The organism is Rhodopirellula baltica SH 1, assembly GCF_000196115.1.
Classification (GTDB): domain Bacteria; phylum Planctomycetota; class Planctomycetia; order Pirellulales; family Pirellulaceae; genus Rhodopirellula; species Rhodopirellula baltica.
Map to the genome: position 1 here is coordinate 1,556,671 of NC_005027.1, position 15,379 is coordinate 1,572,049.

Annotated in this window: 10 protein-coding genes; 2 read left to right on the top strand and 8 right to left on the bottom strand. The window is 55.4% G+C overall.

Going from position 1 to position 15,379, the window contains the following annotated elements:
• Positions 1-139: 139 nt before the first annotated feature.
• Entirely contained in the window at positions 140-3,601 is a 3,462-nt protein-coding gene (locus RB_RS05985) for an exo-alpha-sialidase (RefSeq protein WP_011119142.1), read from the bottom strand.
• Positions 3,602-3,843: 242 nt separating this feature from the next.
• On the opposite strand from RB_RS05985, the gene katG reads away from it, so the two are divergent.
• On the top strand, positions 3,844-6,417 hold the full coding sequence (katG, locus tag RB_RS05990; RefSeq protein ID WP_011119144.1) for a catalase/peroxidase HPI: 2,574 nt from the start codon (positions 3,844-3,846) through the stop codon (positions 6,415-6,417).
• A gap of 644 nt (positions 6,418-7,061) precedes the next feature.
• On the opposite strand, the gene RB_RS05995 is transcribed toward katG, so the two are convergent.
• From RB_RS05995 to RB_RS28505, 6 genes are all read right to left on the bottom strand, one after another.
• A complete protein-coding gene (locus RB_RS05995; RefSeq protein ID WP_011119147.1) occupies positions 7,062-8,636 on the bottom strand; it encodes an NHL repeat-containing protein in 1,575 nt (524 codons plus the stop codon).
• A gap of 70 nt (positions 8,637-8,706) precedes the next feature.
• Entirely contained in the window at positions 8,707-9,039 is a 333-nt protein-coding gene (locus RB_RS06000) for a YbjQ family protein (RefSeq protein WP_390174943.1), read from the bottom strand.
• Between the two features lie 225 nt (positions 9,040-9,264).
• Positions 9,265-9,513 (bottom strand): hypothetical protein, encoded by a 249-nt coding sequence (locus RB_RS06005; RefSeq protein ID WP_007326905.1) that lies wholly within the window; start codon positions 9,511-9,513, stop codon positions 9,265-9,267.
• Positions 9,514-9,743: 230 nt separating this feature from the next.
• Positions 9,744-10,199, bottom strand: coding sequence for a PDZ domain-containing protein (locus RB_RS06010; protein WP_231846266.1), 456 nt, complete (start codon positions 10,197-10,199; stop codon positions 9,744-9,746).
• Between the two features lie 182 nt (positions 10,200-10,381).
• A complete protein-coding gene (locus RB_RS27715) occupies positions 10,382-10,630 on the bottom strand; it encodes a hypothetical protein (protein ID WP_165447206.1) in 249 nt (82 codons plus the stop codon).
• Positions 10,631-10,861: 231 nt separating this feature from the next.
• Positions 10,862-11,314, bottom strand: a complete 453-nt coding sequence (locus tag RB_RS28505; RefSeq protein WP_390174944.1) for a DUF1589 domain-containing protein — start codon at positions 11,312-11,314, stop codon at positions 10,862-10,864.
• On the opposite strand from RB_RS28505, the gene RB_RS06025 reads away from it, so the two are divergent.
• Positions 11,233-12,576: an MFS transporter gene (locus RB_RS06025; protein WP_165447207.1), complete on the top strand. Its 1,344-nt coding sequence runs from the start codon at positions 11,233-11,235 to the stop codon at positions 12,574-12,576. The two genes, RB_RS28505 and RB_RS06025, sit on opposite strands and share 82 nt — an antisense overlap.
• A 326-nt stretch (positions 12,577-12,902) precedes the next feature.
• Here the strand turns inward: RB_RS06025 and RB_RS06030 are convergent, their stop codons facing one another.
• Positions 12,903-15,368, bottom strand: coding sequence for a DUF1588 domain-containing protein (locus RB_RS06030; protein WP_164921596.1), 2,466 nt, complete (start codon positions 15,366-15,368; stop codon positions 12,903-12,905).
• Between the last annotated feature and the right edge of the window lie 11 nt (positions 15,369-15,379).

Sequence of the window (15,379 nt, forward strand, 5' to 3'; positions counted from 1 at the left end):
CGGATCCGTCGAATGTGCACGCGTTTTTGGGTGCGGTCGCAAGCAAACTCGCCGCAACGACTTGTGGTGAGCGAATGTGACGAAGATTAGGGATTTGCTGATTCGAAGTTTGCTCTCCCGCGAAACGGAAAAACCTCGGTCACAGAGAAACGTCGGATGGAGCCAAGTGTTTTTCGAAGAATGCGTACAAGACTGAGTTGGAGTCCTCGTTTGGCGAGTGGTCCGCACGGTTGGTCATCGCGACTCGGTCATCGTGGCCAAGCAATGCATTGACCGCGACGGAATGATTCAGAGCCGTCCAGCGACGAATCGGATCGGCGGAACCACCCGAGACGAGAAATGGCCGCGGTGCCATCAACGCGTGCAGTTCGTGCAAATCATGCCCCTGGGCGATCAGTCGTGGGTATAAACCGCGAGCCGGATTGTCCTGTGTGATCAAACCGCGTTTTCGCCAGGGTTTCGGATGGTATCCCAAATACCACGGCTCCCAGTAGTTGACGCCTGACATCGATTCGTCGAACACGATGCCAGGGTCCGACCACGCCCCACAGGCAAATCGTTCGGAAAGACAGGCGGCGAACATCGCCCATTTTCCGCCGAACGAATGTCCCACCACACCGATTCGATTCGGGTCGACTTCGGGACGGTCCGCTAAGACTTGCCATGCGGTCGTGGCGGCATAAGCCAACATTGACAATGGTTGAACCGACGCATCATCGATGGACGGGTGATACAACGAATAAGTCTTCGCTTCTGTCGCTTCGGTTGTGCCAATGGAGAGCGTCACAAATCCGCGATGGGCCAATTGCAAAGCGAAGTCGCGGTGCGGTTTGCCCAGACCGATGGCGGTTTCAGGTTCGTAGTAGACCGAAAGAACCGCCGGTAAATCGTGATCAGCGTGCTCGACGGTATTAGGTACCAGCAGATACGCGGTCGCTTTTTCATTAGGCGTCCATTGGAACTCGATGGTGTGTTTCGTTACCGAATCCAGATGAACAGTCTCTGAAATGGTGACCTGTGGATCAGTGATCGGTTTCGGCCATTTGCCCAGCAAGGATTCCCAACGCGTTTGAATTTCTTTTCGTCTTTGCGGCCATTGGCTTGCGTGGGGCACTCGTGTTCCATTTTCGAAAATCAACGGTGATCGATAGTCACCGAGTTCTTCGGTCATCGCCTGTGGTGGTTTGCAATAGGCAGTCGTCTCCACGCTGATTCCCGGATTGCTGGTCATCGATGCGAGGTCATTTGGTTGATTCCACCGCAGTTTCGCGATGAAGATTCGGTTGTCGCTTCCGTGTTTCTCGACTCCCGCGGGCTGCATCCATTCGGTCACTGATACCCAAGTCTCGTCTTTGGAAACGCGAGTGACGCCAAAGTTCCCCAGGCGAGCACCGTGCTCGGGAACCAAGACTCGTTCGGTGGCGCGAATCACTCGCAGGGAATTGGGGTCGACCTGAGCCATGAACAACGGCGCACGGTGCCGAAACACGTGGTCGTTGTTTGCACCGCGCCGCGTGTAAACCAGAAACAGTCCGTTGCTATGGGTTACCCAGTGCTGTTGTGTGTTGTAGCTGCCCAGGTCTTTGCCGTCATCGAATTTCCAACGCTGTGGTTCATCGAAGTGCAGTCCGTCATCGCTGGTCGCGACATAACCATGTTGATCATTCCGGATGGTCATGTAGTAGCGACCGTCGTAATGCGTCAGCGATGGTTCGGCCATCCCTCTTTCGACGGGAATCGTCAGCGCGTTGCCATGTTCGATGTAGTGAAGTGTTTCACCGTCAAAACGACATCGTACGATCAGCGACGAGTACTGCTTTTGATCCGGGCGTTTGCAGTAGACCGGCAACAGAACGTCTCCGCCGGGTAAGTCGACTCGTTGGGCACTGCCCGAGCCCGCGTTTTGAAACTGAGGCTCGTCAGGTAGTTCAAGAACTTTCCAGTCATTCCAACTTGAGTTTTGAGGATCCATCACACTGTAAGCAACTCCTCGTGGGCGAACATGCATCACCCGGTTGTTGCGATACCAAACGGTTTGTCCGATTCCCAGCAACCGCTGACTCGCCGCGTGCCACTGGGGAACGAAGTCGCAAACGGTCGTTTCGTCGCCTTCCTGCAGCATTGCCTCGGCACCTTTTCCGCCGCGTGGAATGCGATCGCCTTCCACCTTCTGACGTGAAAAGGAGTCGATGGGGCTGAGTTTCGACCATGCGTTTGATTCGGGCGTTTTTCGAGATTCATGCAAACGGTAGAAGACATCGGAACCTGACAGCAACAACTTTTGTGTGGTCATGACCGCGGTGGCAGCACCACTGGCGTCAGGAACAGTTCCCACTCGAGCGTGTACCCAACATTCTTTGCCGTCAAACCCTTCATGGGTGACTTCGAGTGAGACCGCGTAGTCCAAGGGTGCTGTTTGAGATTCAGCCGGCGTATTGGCCGACACGGTTTCTCCTGGATAGAACCAAGAGACGGGAATTCGGGTCAGCTGCAACGAGTTCAGTCGTGGGTACTCGCAGTGGGCCAGCAAGACATGATCGTCGACAAACTCGATGGCGGTGTAGCAGTACCAGCCTTCGGGATCCGTTCCAACGTTTTGAATGTTCTGCCATGTCTTTCCATCGTCTTTCGAGATCGCAGCGGTGAAAGGACGTCGACCAACAGGTTGTTTCTTTGCCAGTTCGTCGTCGCCGTTGTTCCACAGCATCAGCAAATCGCCGGTGGATGGAATGCGTTCGATCGATGCGGGTGAAACAGTGGGCTGAGTGAATGATGACGGCTTCAAGTCCGACCATGTATCGCCCTGGTCGTCCGAGTAGGAGAGCAACTGAGCATTGCTGCTGCGGCAAAACATCATCACGCGACCATCACTCAGTTCGACGACGCCTGGTTCCTGTGCCAGTGATTCGGAGGTCAACGCGGATTGGCTGCGTTTCCATGTTGCGCCTTGATCGTCCGACAAGTAACAAACCATCTCGGCCGACTTTCGATAACCTGGCCAACCGACTCGATAGTGAACCGCCAAAGGCACGATCAATCGACCGCTGCTGAGTTGAATCACGCGGTCATTGTTCAGCACGCTATAGGAAGGCGTGTCTTTGGGAACGATCCGAGTCGGTTCGGACCAAGTGTCTCCTTCGTCCGAGCTGGTTCGCATCAAGATGTCGTCCAAGAACAAATGTTTGGCATCCGGTGTCGGATCGTATTTGCGGATGTAGAACAAACCAATGCGACCATCTTGCAGACGCAGCAACGACACAGACATCAAATTCGCGTCGTCGTCGCCGCGTTCGATCACTGAGTCGTCTTCGGTCGTCCAGGTGATGCCGTTGTCGTTTGAGTGACGCGATACCAATGCCGCCGGTGCGTGGTCGCCGGTTCCAATGAACTTGGTGTAAACCAATAGCAGGCGTCCGTCCTTCAACTGAACGAAATCGCCTTCGCTATTGCGGCCATTACCGGGACGAGGCTCGATCCGCAGAACCTTTTCGATTCCGTTCGGCACGCCAGTCGGTGGACGCTGGGCGTGGGCGGCGGTGCAGGCTAGTACGCCGGCTAAAAGGACAGACACGACGGATTTGGGCAGCATCGGCAGAGACATCGCTCTTCCATTCGGTGGGGATTTGTCGCAGCGACAGTGGCAAGCGGTCTTTCGCTCAGCAAAAACTGCCGACACGACCTGTCAGAAAGCAACAAAAAGGGCGGGCGGAAACGGGCGGGAATCGCGGTTGCGATCGGACTGCCATGATAGTGCATTTTGAGCGTTGGTATCGCTTGCGACCCGTGATTTGCCGCACTTCGGAGGTGTTGTGAAGATCCGCTCCCTACCGGCTTGGCTGGCCTATGCGTTTGGTGCATGGAAAGGATGCGGTGAATGCATTGGACGTTTCTTGGCTTAGCCCGATACTAGTACGTGACCCCACTTCACCAAGCGAATCAGCTTGGGACCTGTTTGCAACTTTTATGAGGACGCGGACGATGAAATCCACTGCTACCAACATGAATCAACATCCAACAACGGCACAGATTTGCCGCCGATTTGCAACGCGACTGTTTCGCGGAACTGTTTCCATTCGACCACTCACCCTGACGCTGGGTTGCTTGGCGGCATCGGCCAGTGCCAGTTTGGTTGCTCAGGAAACGGCGACGAACGCTGCGGCATCTCAAGCTGATGCGATCAGCAAGTGTCCGGTGATGGGAAATCCGGCGGGCCCAAATCGGCACACGGTATCCGGAGCGATGGGCAATGGCGATTGGTGGCCGAATCAATTGAACCTCGACATGCTTCATCAAAACTCGGTGAAGAGCAACCCGATGGGCGAGGACTTTGACTACGCCGCCGCGTTCAATTCGTTGGATTTGGCCGCCGTCAAAGCTGACATCAAGGAGTTGATGAACACTTCGCAAGACTGGTGGCCATCGGACTATGGACACTATGGTCCATTGTTTATCCGCATGGCTTGGCACAGCGCGGGTACGTATCGAGTGTCGGACGGTCGCGGTGGTGCATCCGATGGCACGCAACGCTTTGCTCCGCTGAACAGTTGGCCCGACAACGCGAACTTGGACAAGGCTCGTCGTTTGCTTTGGCCGATCAAACAAAAATACGGCAGCAAGATCTCTTGGGCTGACCTGATGGTCTTGACCGGCAACTGCGCACTCGAAGACATGGGCTTCGAAACGTTTGGATTTGCCGGCGGTCGCGAAGATGTTTGGGAACCACAAAAGGATGTTTACTGGGGACCTGAAACGGAGTGGTTGGGTGACAAGCGTTACAGCGGCGATCGTGATTTGCAAAACCCACTCGCGGCGGTGCAAATGGGATTGATCTACGTCAACCCGGAAGGTCCAAACGGAAAGCCTGACCCGATCGCAGCGGCCAAAGACATCCGCGAAACGTTCGGCCGGATGGCGATGAACGATGAAGAAACCGTCGCGTTGATCGCCGGTGGTCACACGTTTGGCAAAGCACACGGTGCGGCATCACCGGATGGCAATATGGGAGTTGAACCGGAAGGTGAAGGCTTGGCCGCTCAAGGGTTGGGCTGGATCAACACACATGGAACCGGCAACGCGGGCGACACGATCACCAGCGGTTTGGAAGGTGCATGGACATCCACACCCGCCGAATGGTCGCACGGATACTTCGAGAATCTGTTCGGCTATGAATGGAAACTGGTCAAGAGTCCTGCGGGTGCATGGCAGTGGACTCCGACCGACGAAAACGCGAAGGGGACCGTGCCGGATGCTCATGACGCGTCGAAGTCACACGCGCCGATGATGTTCACGACCGACTTGGCTCTTCGAATGGATCCGGAATACGGCAAGATTTCTCGTCGATTCCATGACAATCCAGAGCAGTTTGAAAAAGCGTTTGCGAAGGCCTGGTACAAGCTCACTCACCGTGACATGGGCCCGGTTTCGCGATTGTTGGGTGACAGCGTTCCTGAACCGCAACTGTGGCAAGACCCGATTCCAGAAGCAACGTTTGACGTGATCGGATCAAAGGAGATCGAGCAGCTCAAGCAAAAGATCCTTGCAACCAATTTGACGTCGTCGCAATTGGTCTCGACGGCTTGGGCATCGGCATCAACATTCCGCAATAGCGACATGCGTGGCGGAGCCAATGGGGCTCGTATCCGTTTGGCACCGCAAAAGGATTGGGAAGTGAATGAGCCAGCCGAGTTGGCGAGCGTTCTGACAACTTTGGAAGGTGTGCAGAAAGAGTTCAACGCATCACGCAAAGACGGAAAGCAAGTTTCGATGGCTGACCTGATTGTCCTCGGCGGTTGTGCTGGTGTGGAAGCCGCAGCCATGAAGGCTGGGCATGCGATCCAAGTTCCGTTCACTCCCGGTCGCACCGATGCGACTCAAGAAATGACGGACGTGGAAAGCTTTGAACCGCTGAAACCGATTGCCGATGGTTTCCGCAACTACCAAGGTCACAACGCGGATCGTCCCGCCGAAGAGATGCTGGTTGACAAAGCCAATTTGCTCTCGCTGACCGCTCCCGAAATGACAGTGTTGGTTGGCGGCATGCGTGCACTTGATACCAACGCGGGTGCTGGGCCGTTGGCCGACCTTGGCAAATTGACGAAACGTCCGGGCGCGTTGACCAACGATTTCTTTGTCAACCTGCTGGATATGAATACGGTTTGGAAACAGTCACCGATGTGCGAACACTTTTTTGAAGGACGTGATCGCGAATCGGGTAACTTGAAATGGACCGCCAGCCGTGTTGATTTGGTGTTCGGATCCAACTCTCAATTGCGAGGAATCGCCGAGGTGTACGCCAGCGAAGATGCGAAGGAAAAGTTCGTGAAGGACTTTGTTAACGCATGGACGAAGGTCATGAACCTTGATCGATTCGACGTCAACGATTCGGAATCGACGGAGACTCAAGTCGCCGCGAAGTGATTTGATTTGCTGAGACGAGTTGTCGTTCGCAAACCGGCACGGGTCGTTCGGTTAAACACCGGACGGCCCGAGTGCGGTTGAACATTCGCCGCGATCCACCAATCGCGGCGTTTTCTATTTGAAGGTCGAAGAGCGACTCCACCCAAACACTTCAGCCGCCGGCCATTAGGCCCGGTTCCTGGGCACGGAAACACTAATTTCCACCGGGTTGGGGCGTTGGTTTGAGATGTTTGATGGCTTTGATCGACTGTTGTTGTGAGAACCGCGGCTAACGCCGTTCGGCTAATTTGTTGGCTCCGTGAAGGCATGGTGCGCGGCTGGTCCGGGGCCTATTAGCCGCCGGCCGTTAGGCCCGGTTTCTGCGCACGAACACCCGAGTTGTAACTGGTTCGGGGCGTTGGTTGCAGGTGCTCGACCGCTGCGATCGGCAGTGGTTGCGGGAACCGCGGCTAACGCCGTTCGGCTAATGGGTTGGCTCCGCGAGGGCATGGCACGCGGCTGGATCCCGAGCCTGTCAGCCGCTGGCCGTTAGGCCCGGTTCTTGCGCACGAACACGCGAATTTACACCGGGTTGGGCGTTGGTTTGAGGTGCTCGACCGCTGCGATTGGCGGTGGTTGTGGGAACCGCGGCTAACGCCGTTCGGCTAATCTTTGCGATCGACGACCCGTTTGATCTTTGCCAGAATCACGTCGCCGGCAAAGCAGCCGCCTTTGTAGCAGAGCTCTTTCCCACCACCGCCACCCGCAAAAGTCGGTTGGTGGGCGGACTTCATCGGCCACCCAGGACCATTGGTTGATCCGGTGATGTACAAATCACCGGCCGTATCGAGGTAGCACGATCGTCCATCGTCGTAGCTCTCTCCTCCGATAAAGCTGCTGAATTTTAAACTCGAAAAGTCATTCGCCAGCACCACCGCGATCGCATCGTTGGGGGTGGACTGTGTTGATTGCAACGCATTGTCGGTCAGCGGGAAATCAGCCGAGGCAGCGTTCCCTGTGAAAAACACGTCGCCATGGTCGTCGGCGTAGATACCATCTGGACCTTCGTTGCCGGTTCCGCCCAAATACGTGCACCTCAACAATCCACCTTGCGGCGAAAACTTCGCGACGACAATGTCTCGATTGCCTCCCGCGAATGCGGGTTGCACAACGCCCGACGTCACCGGCAAATCCTTGCTGGTGGTAGAGACGGCGAGATAGGCGTTGCCGGATGAGTCCACCGCCATGCTGTGCGTGCTGTTGCCCTCCTCATCGCCCGAGCTTCCAAAGTAGGTGCCAGCAAGCAGTTCGTTTCCGTCGGGGCTGATCTTTGCGATGAACGAATCGGCACCTCCGCTATACGTTCGTTGGTGAGCCTTTTCGGTGGTGGGAACGTCGGGCGAATTCGTCGTGAAGTTCAAAAACACGTTTGCGTTGTTGTCCAACCGCAATCCGCAGTTGCCAACCTCGTCACGCGAGCCACCCAACCAAGTTGCCCAGATGACGTTCTGTCCGTTAGGAGAGATTTTGATGGCACCCACCTCAGCACCGCCCATCGGTTGATCGCGAAAAGCATTCGCGAACCACCGCATCGGTGGCTTGGGACCGTTTCCGGTGTAGCAGAGTGGAAGGTAGACCGAACCTTTCGCATCAACCGATACATCGCGACACAGTTGATTGACGCCAACATAAGAACTCCAGAGCACCGAAGAACCATCGGAGCTCAGCTTGGTCACAAACCCATTCTGCATACCATAAATGCTTTGCTTGGAACCCTGGAACGTTGTCTGGAATGCTCGTGCGGTCACCGGAAATTCAGGGCCAGCTCTTCCGGCAACGATGATGTTGTCTGCTGCGTCGACTTCAACCGCGTAGGCGCGGTCGTAGTTTGGACCGCCCAGCAAAGTCGACCAAAGCAGTGCGCCGTTTGGATCAAATTTGCACACAAAGGCATCGCAGTGACCGGCACTGTCCGTCTTGGTTCCTGACCGATCCTGAGTTCGCTGGAACGCTTTGTCGGTGGTGGGGAAGTCATTGGAAACGGTGCCGCCGACGATGATGACGTTGCCGGTGGAATCGACGCAGACGTCGCGAGCATGTTCCCAATCACTGCCGCCTAGAAAGGTTGAGAATTCAATTTGGTAGTCTGCCGCGGAAGCAGACCTAACCGCTCCGGCGATCAGGAAAAGGACCATGACAGCCGCGAACAACGGCATGGGGTTGCGTCGAGGTCGGTTCAAGGTGAATCCCTTGTTTGAAGCTACTGATTCGCAACAGAGTTGAAAGTGACAATCTCGTCGTTTGGATGTGTCAGTGGGACGCGTCGGGTATTCGAGGATTCGCGATGACGGCGGTGCCGCTACTGCAGATCATCAGCATCGATCTGCCCACGGTTGAATAGTCGAATCGTATTCCGATCACCGCATTTGCCCCCAGTTGTTTGGCTCGCTCGGACATCTCCGCGAGTGCAGCATTGCGACCTCGAATCAGAACCTTTTCATAGTCGCCTGCTCGACCGCCAACGACGTCTGTGAACACTGCCGAAATATCTCGTAGAACATTCGCACCATAAATGGTCTCGCCGAAAACTGGACCTCGATAGGCTTCGATTATGTGTGTTTCGAACGTTGACGTGGTTGTCATCGGCATCTCAATCTGGAAGTTGATTTCGTCCGGATCGGATCCTGGTCGCGCGGCGCCACATTTTCGACAAACATTGTATCCCAGTTCAGTCGTGCCGCCGCACGCAGGGCATTTCCAAGGCATTCATTCAATTCAAGCGAGGGAATGGGGTTGGTGTGTTTGAGGTGTCGCGACTGGATAGTCGCGTCGACAAATCACGTTGCTGAATCTTTGGGCTGGCCCGGATTAGGCGACCGCGAAAGCAGCCGCCGCCACGCCAATCCGTGCTAGCAAGCCAATGCCCAGCATTAACACCGGAATCTTCAATTCCTGGAAATTCATGATTCCGTACACCAGACACAGCGGAGAGATGATCAAGCACCCAATGCCCCAGAGAACTTCGCCTTCGCTGAACGCCATCACCGCGATCCAGAGCCACCCGATGATGCTAGCGATTGCAGCAGTCATTGCCAGAATATTGAGAAGGATTTCCATGAGCGAGCTCGATCGTGTTCCTGAAGATGCGGTACGGCGGCCTCTGTTCAAGGCCGCCTGAGGAACAAAAGGATACCACGTCCTACCAACTGGCGGGGTGGCCGACCGCTAGGCAGACGCTACGACGCTGCGTACTTGGGCGAGCGGATCAAAACGTTTTCAAAGCAGTGTGTTGATCCTTCTGCAATCGATTGGTTCGATCCGGCTGGATCCACCGCTGTCAATCTTCATCAAGTGTGAACTCGTCCTCTCGACAATTGAACTTTGATGTTGATCAGTTGCATGGTTCGGTGGTCTTGGACCAATAGGCGAACGATTCCACCTCGGCCCGCGTGACGTTGCAATGCAACGTCCAAGTTCAACTGCGAATTTTCGAGCACACCAATTTGTTGCCCGTTGACCGCAACGATTCGATCACCCACTTCGAGACCAAACCGAGAGGCGGCTGTGTTTGGAGTGACCTCCGTGAGTAGCAATCCGGTGGAAGTGTATTTTCCATACACGCCGAGGTACCATCCCGCCGCAGGATGTCGAATCGGACTGCCCGGCTTCGGTTCGACAAAACCGTTGCCGCGTTCAGCATCGATCGGACGGCGGTCATTCGTTTCCGGATCATCCGCAAGCAGTGCGATTGGGCTGGCAACCAACCATAGCAACGAAGAAACCAAAAACACACGAAAAGACATTGAAACGCTCATTGGTGAACCCCTCAACCTTTGTGCCGATGCGACGCAACAACGCGGCTGCCATTTGGGCACTCGAGATGGCCGCAAGGCGAATTGCTGCAACTTTTATTCCTGACAACTGTGGTTCTCAACGAGCTGAATAGACACCGTGTAGCCTGTTTGTTCGTCGGTCTCTCGCCGGATCAATCCCGTCTCGTCATGGTGTTGTCGTCGTCGGCTGCCATTCGTGAACGAGTGTGTTGGTGGCGAAGATGCGTCACCAATAGCGAGAGACCGGCGGACACGGTCCAAATGGCCGAAATGAACGCGAAAAACGGTGCGGCCAAATTGAAAAATGCGAGCCAACTGATTTCATCCGGAAAAGGAATGACGTTGCCATTGGCGTCGAATGATCGAACTCGCGGGAATGTGGGGACCAAAAGACAAGCCATGGGCCCTCCGAGAACGATCGACCAAAAGAAGCCATTTCGGCAGCCGATCAAAAAGGCATGCCCGGCGGATTGGAATCCAGTTGGTCGGGCGGGTTCAAGCAGCTCGGCCCGCGGAGGCTTGAACGGGTCCGGCTTCGCCCGCATGTTGTTTTGTTCGTTCATCTTTGAAACCCGTGGTTGGTGTCTCGTCAACGTAAACCAAATTTGGGTGGAATGGGTGATTGGTTGTGATCACGCCTCGCTATGTTCCAAAGCATCGGTTGGGATGCCATGTGGAACATGGCCTACGGGAATGACGATTGCGAGTTTGGTTAGACGGATGGAACGACGTAGGCCAGGTTGTACCTGGCGGCGGTGACTGGCCGGTGGTTTGGATGTTTCGATGAAGGGTTGAGGTGAGATCACGCCTCGCTTTGTTCCAAAGCATCGGCTGGGATGCCATGTGGAACATGGCCTACGGGGGATGACCTCGGGGGCGTTGTTCTGCCCGTGATCTCTGTTGCTTCGATCGGTTGGGGTGGGCTTTCTGTCAATCCCCACTGACATCTTTGATGAAGGGCGATCCAATGCATCGCTTCGAATTCGATGCAACGAACAACCGTATGAAATCTGACAAACACAACGATGACCGCTCGGTGCGTCCAAGGTTCGCGAACTTTCCCTTCGATCCTTCTTCCGTGCCATTCTTCTACGGAACGGTCGTCTTGGTGTGCGGAACGTTGGGCGTGTTGGCGAGTGCGCCCGGACAAACCGTTGGGGTGTCAGTCTTCACGGACTTTTTGATTGAGGCTCACCAGCTATCACGAAGTTGGATCAGCTTTGCTTATCTGTCGGGAACAATCGGCAGTGCATTGCTGATCAGTCGTGCTGGTCGATACTACGATCGTTTCGGTGGACGCTGGGTTTCTGCTGGTTCCGCAGCGATGCTGGCGATCGTTTTGGTCGCGATGAGCTTTTCCGATGAGATCGCCCGAGCGGTCGCCTTGATGTTGCCGGAGACCTATCGAGACAGCGTGGCGTTCGCTGTCCTGACGCTCGGCTTCTTTGCAATGCGTTTCTTCGGACAAGGCATGTTGACGCTGTCGTCTCGCAACATGGTTTTGGAGTGGTTCGAACAACGACGCGGGATGGCGCTGGCGTTCATCGGTATTTCGATTGCCTTTGGATTTTCCATCACCCCAGCGCTTTTTGAATGGTTGATTCAGCGTGGTGGATGGTCTTGGGCCTGGCAAACGATCGCGCTGATGGTCGGCGTGTTCGCCATCGTTGCGATTTGCTTTGCCCGATCACGTCCCGAAGAACACGGAATGGTCCCCGACGGTCCGTTTGCGAAGGCGGATCGCAAGACACATGCAGAAACGGTCAGCGGTCGGCAGTTCACGCTTTCGGAAGCCAGACGGACCTACAGTTTTTGGGTGTTCACGTTCAGTGTGGTGCTGTCCGGGTTGCTGCTGACGGCGTTCTCTTTTCATGTCGTGTCAATCTTTGCGGACGCGGGAATGTCGCGTGCTCGTGCGGTAGCGATCTTTGTGCCTGCCGCGTTTGTCAGCGTGATGGTCGAATTTGTCGGCAGTTGGCTCAGCGATTTCGTCAAACTGAAATATCTGGCGATGGTTCAATCACTGGGCAGTTTGATACTCGCGTTAAGCTTGTCTTTCCTGGACGAAAACGTTTCCATTGTGTTCGTCGTGCTGGGTATGGGATTGATGCAAGGCATGTTTGGCATCATCTCCGGTGTCACCTGGCCTCGTTTTTATGGCCGGACGCACCTCGGGGCGATTTCGGGGTTTTCGACATCCATTGTCGTTGCCGGGACCGCGATTGGTCCTTACCTGTTCAGCGTTGCCCACGACCAAGTTGGTGCCTATCGGCCGGCAACGTTGGTGTGTGCCGTCGCTGCTGTGGTCCTGATCGCGGCGTCCTGGCGAGCCGATCGCCCGGTGTGAGCAAGAAAGTGGTTCTCGATGCTGCGAAACGGTGTTGGTCGCCCGGTGGTATTCAGTTGCCTGCGACCCCGGACGCGGTTGGTGTGGGGCAGCCACAGAGGTCACTGAGAGCACCGAGGTGATTCTCCGTCGATTTGGACATGAGCTCAGCCGTCACTTTGTCTCTGTGAACTCGGTGTCCTCGGTGGCAAACAACCGCCACGAGCACTCACGCTCACGTGGCAGACCTACGAGCTAGCAGCGAAAGTTGAAGTTGGCCATTCGCCTTCGATGTGGACGGCGTGCGCCGTTCCGCGAGGAAGTTTCACCTATTGTCGCTCAATCGCTCAGTTGGTGGTAGCCAATGCTGATTCGCTTCGAGTTCGGTACAGGAACGCGTCGGAGGTCAGCAGTGATACGAGCAACGCTTTCATGCTGCCGTTGTTGTCTCGGTACGCTTGATGGGCGGCCTGCAAGACGGGTGCGTCGTGGAGCGTTTCGTTTCGCCCCATCCAGAAGCGGAATGCATGACGAACAAACACTTGCTCGGTTCGTTGGCTTTCAGCGAGACGTTCAATGAGCTCAATCGCATTGGCGACTTTACCGTCCAGCGTCGGATCGCCTGAATCGATGATCTCGCCAGTGGTGTCCACGGGTTGGCGATGTTCGGTTTCGCGATACAGTCCGGCGTGATTGTACATCTCGAATGGAAGACCAAGCGGATCCATCTTGCGATGACACGTCCAGCAGTAGTCTTCTCGCGTGACTCGCATTCGTTCGCGAAGCGTCGTTCTCGGCTCGTCAGGCAACATCGCATCGACGGTGATCGGGACATCAGGGATCGCACCGCCGATCAATCGTTCTTGGATCCAGCGGCCTCGCCGAATGGCGTGGTTGTCCATCGCATCGGAGTGTGAGACCAGCCAACTAGGATGGGTCAGGATGCCAAGGCGTTCGCCTTCGGGAACCGTCGCCAAAACACGTTCGGGCTTCATCGATCCACGACCGAAGCTACGGCGACTGACGCGAGCGAAGATGTCCGGTCCGGTCAGCTTGGCTTCCGTGACCGCGTGATTGATTTTGGGTTTCTTTGGAGCGTTTTGCTTCTCGGGCGGGTCCTTTCCCGGGTTGGCCTTTTTCCAAGCCGCCAATTCGATTGCTGCTTTGGTCTTAGTGGCTTTTTCAGCGGCAACAGAGGCCGCCATTTCTTCCCGTGAACGTTGCTTGCCAAAGTAGACGTTGTCGTATTTGCCCGCGACGACTTTGTCCGTCGTTAGTAGTCGCTTCAGAACCTCGGTGTCTTCGGCGAGAATCAGCTCAATCAAACGATCGGTGCTGGCGGTTGCCTCGAACATGGCGTTGTAGTGAGCGACGCCTTTGTTGTTCACTCCCGTTTCGCCAAGTGCTCGAGTGTCTTTGCAGATGTATCCCGCCAGATCGTAGTCGAAGTATTCGCGGAAAAATCTCAGGATCCTCGGCTTCCGAATGTTGTCATCTTCCAACATGCGAACGACTTCGCGTTTAACGTCGTCGCGTGTTCGCATGCGTCCATCGACGATCGAACTGCGAAGACTATCATCGGGTTGGAGGTATCGCAGGGCATGGTTGACTGCCAACCCCAACTCCCAATCCCGCAACATGACCCGGCCATGGCTGTCTGGTTCACCTTTCTCGACTAACTCGGGACGAAAGAGAGCGTCACGGTCGAGGAAGATCGCCGACAACCCGAGAACGGCACCGTCCTTTTTGCCCAGTTTTTCAATCGACTGATCCAGGATCTCGACGTAGGTGTCGGATTCAGCTTTGGTTGGCGGACGGAACGTCAACGCTTCAAAGAGAAAATCAACCGCGGCTCGTTGGTTCGATTCGTTAGACTCATCTGATTCGAAGAGATCGTAGACCGGCGTCAGTGGACGCAAGACCTTGGTGCTGTACACCAAACTGGTCGGCAGTCCACGCAGATCACCCTTCATCTTATTAGCGATCGAATTGGGATCATCGGTGATCTGATATGGCTCGGCGATGCTGAGTGGACCCTCGGCCATGTACCGAATGATGTCGCTGGCGATCCCCATGATCTGCGTCGCTTCAGCACTGTTGACGGTATAGAAGTCCGGGTAGTTTTCGAGCCCATGGTCTCTGGCCGTCGACAGGACCGCGGGCACACTTTTGACCGACGTGGCGTACGCGACCGTTCCGCCTTGCCATTTGATGATTCGATCGACGCCAAAGTACAGCTTCAATTCGCCGCCGTGATTCGTGGGGACAGCGTCCCCATGCGTGCGAAGCCCCGGTTTGGATGGATCGTATTCGGGTTCGGTATTGATGAGCTCATTCAGGCGAGTGATGTGCTCCTCGGGCGTGACTCGCCAGATACGCGCGGGTGACGATGTAGGATGAAGTTCGATCGCATCGGGCAAGGACCCAAAGAGCAGATCGTGATCTAGGAAGTTCCCTTTGTTTGGATCGCGATGAGCGTGAAATCCGCCTTTGTCCTTCATCGCTCGGGAAAGTTCGCCGACGATCCAATCGGAAAACTTCAGGCGTTTGATCACTTCGGGTTGTGACATGTCAGGCGGGGGCATTTCACGCAAGCTGACTTGAGCCCAAACGCTGGTCCATATGCTCGCATTGATGTCGTCCACCGGTCCAAGGTTTTCAAGCGACAGATCGCCTTCTGGATCCGATTCGCTGTGGCAGTCAATGCAATAGTCGGCCAGGAACGCTTCCGCCATCGCGGAGTAGTTTTGATCGATGGGTTGGCCAGGCGTGTAGGTTTCCGCTTTGGCAACGGAACCGAAGGTGAAAAACACGAGCAGACTTG

Excerpts from the sequence above, each read along its gene's own strand:
- RB_RS06010 (WP_231846266.1), bottom strand. The coding sequence starts at position 10,199 with ATGTCTTTTCGTGTGTTTTTGGTTTCTTCGTTGCTATGGTTGGTTGCC.
- RB_RS28505 (WP_390174944.1), bottom strand. The coding sequence starts at position 11,314 with ATGGCACGGAAGAAGGATCGAAGGGAAAGTTCGCGAACCTTGGACGCA.
- RB_RS06025 (WP_165447207.1), top strand. The coding sequence starts at position 11,233 with ATGAAATCTGACAAACACAACGATGACCGCTCGGTGCGTCCAAGGTTC.
- RB_RS05985 (WP_011119142.1), bottom strand. The coding sequence starts at position 3,601 with ATGTCTCTGCCGATGCTGCCCAAATCCGTCGTGTCTGTCCTTTTAGCC.
- RB_RS06005 (WP_007326905.1), bottom strand. The coding sequence starts at position 9,513 with ATGGAAATCCTTCTCAATATTCTGGCAATGACTGCTGCAATCGCTAGC.
- katG (WP_011119144.1), top strand. The coding sequence starts at position 3,844 with ATGCGTTTGGTGCATGGAAAGGATGCGGTGAATGCATTGGACGTTTCT.
- RB_RS27715 (WP_165447206.1), bottom strand. The coding sequence starts at position 10,630 with ATGGCTTGTCTTTTGGTCCCCACATTCCCGCGAGTTCGATCATTCGAC.
- RB_RS06000 (WP_390174943.1), bottom strand. The coding sequence starts at position 9,039 with ATGACAACCACGTCAACGTTCGAAACACACATAATCGAAGCCTATCGA.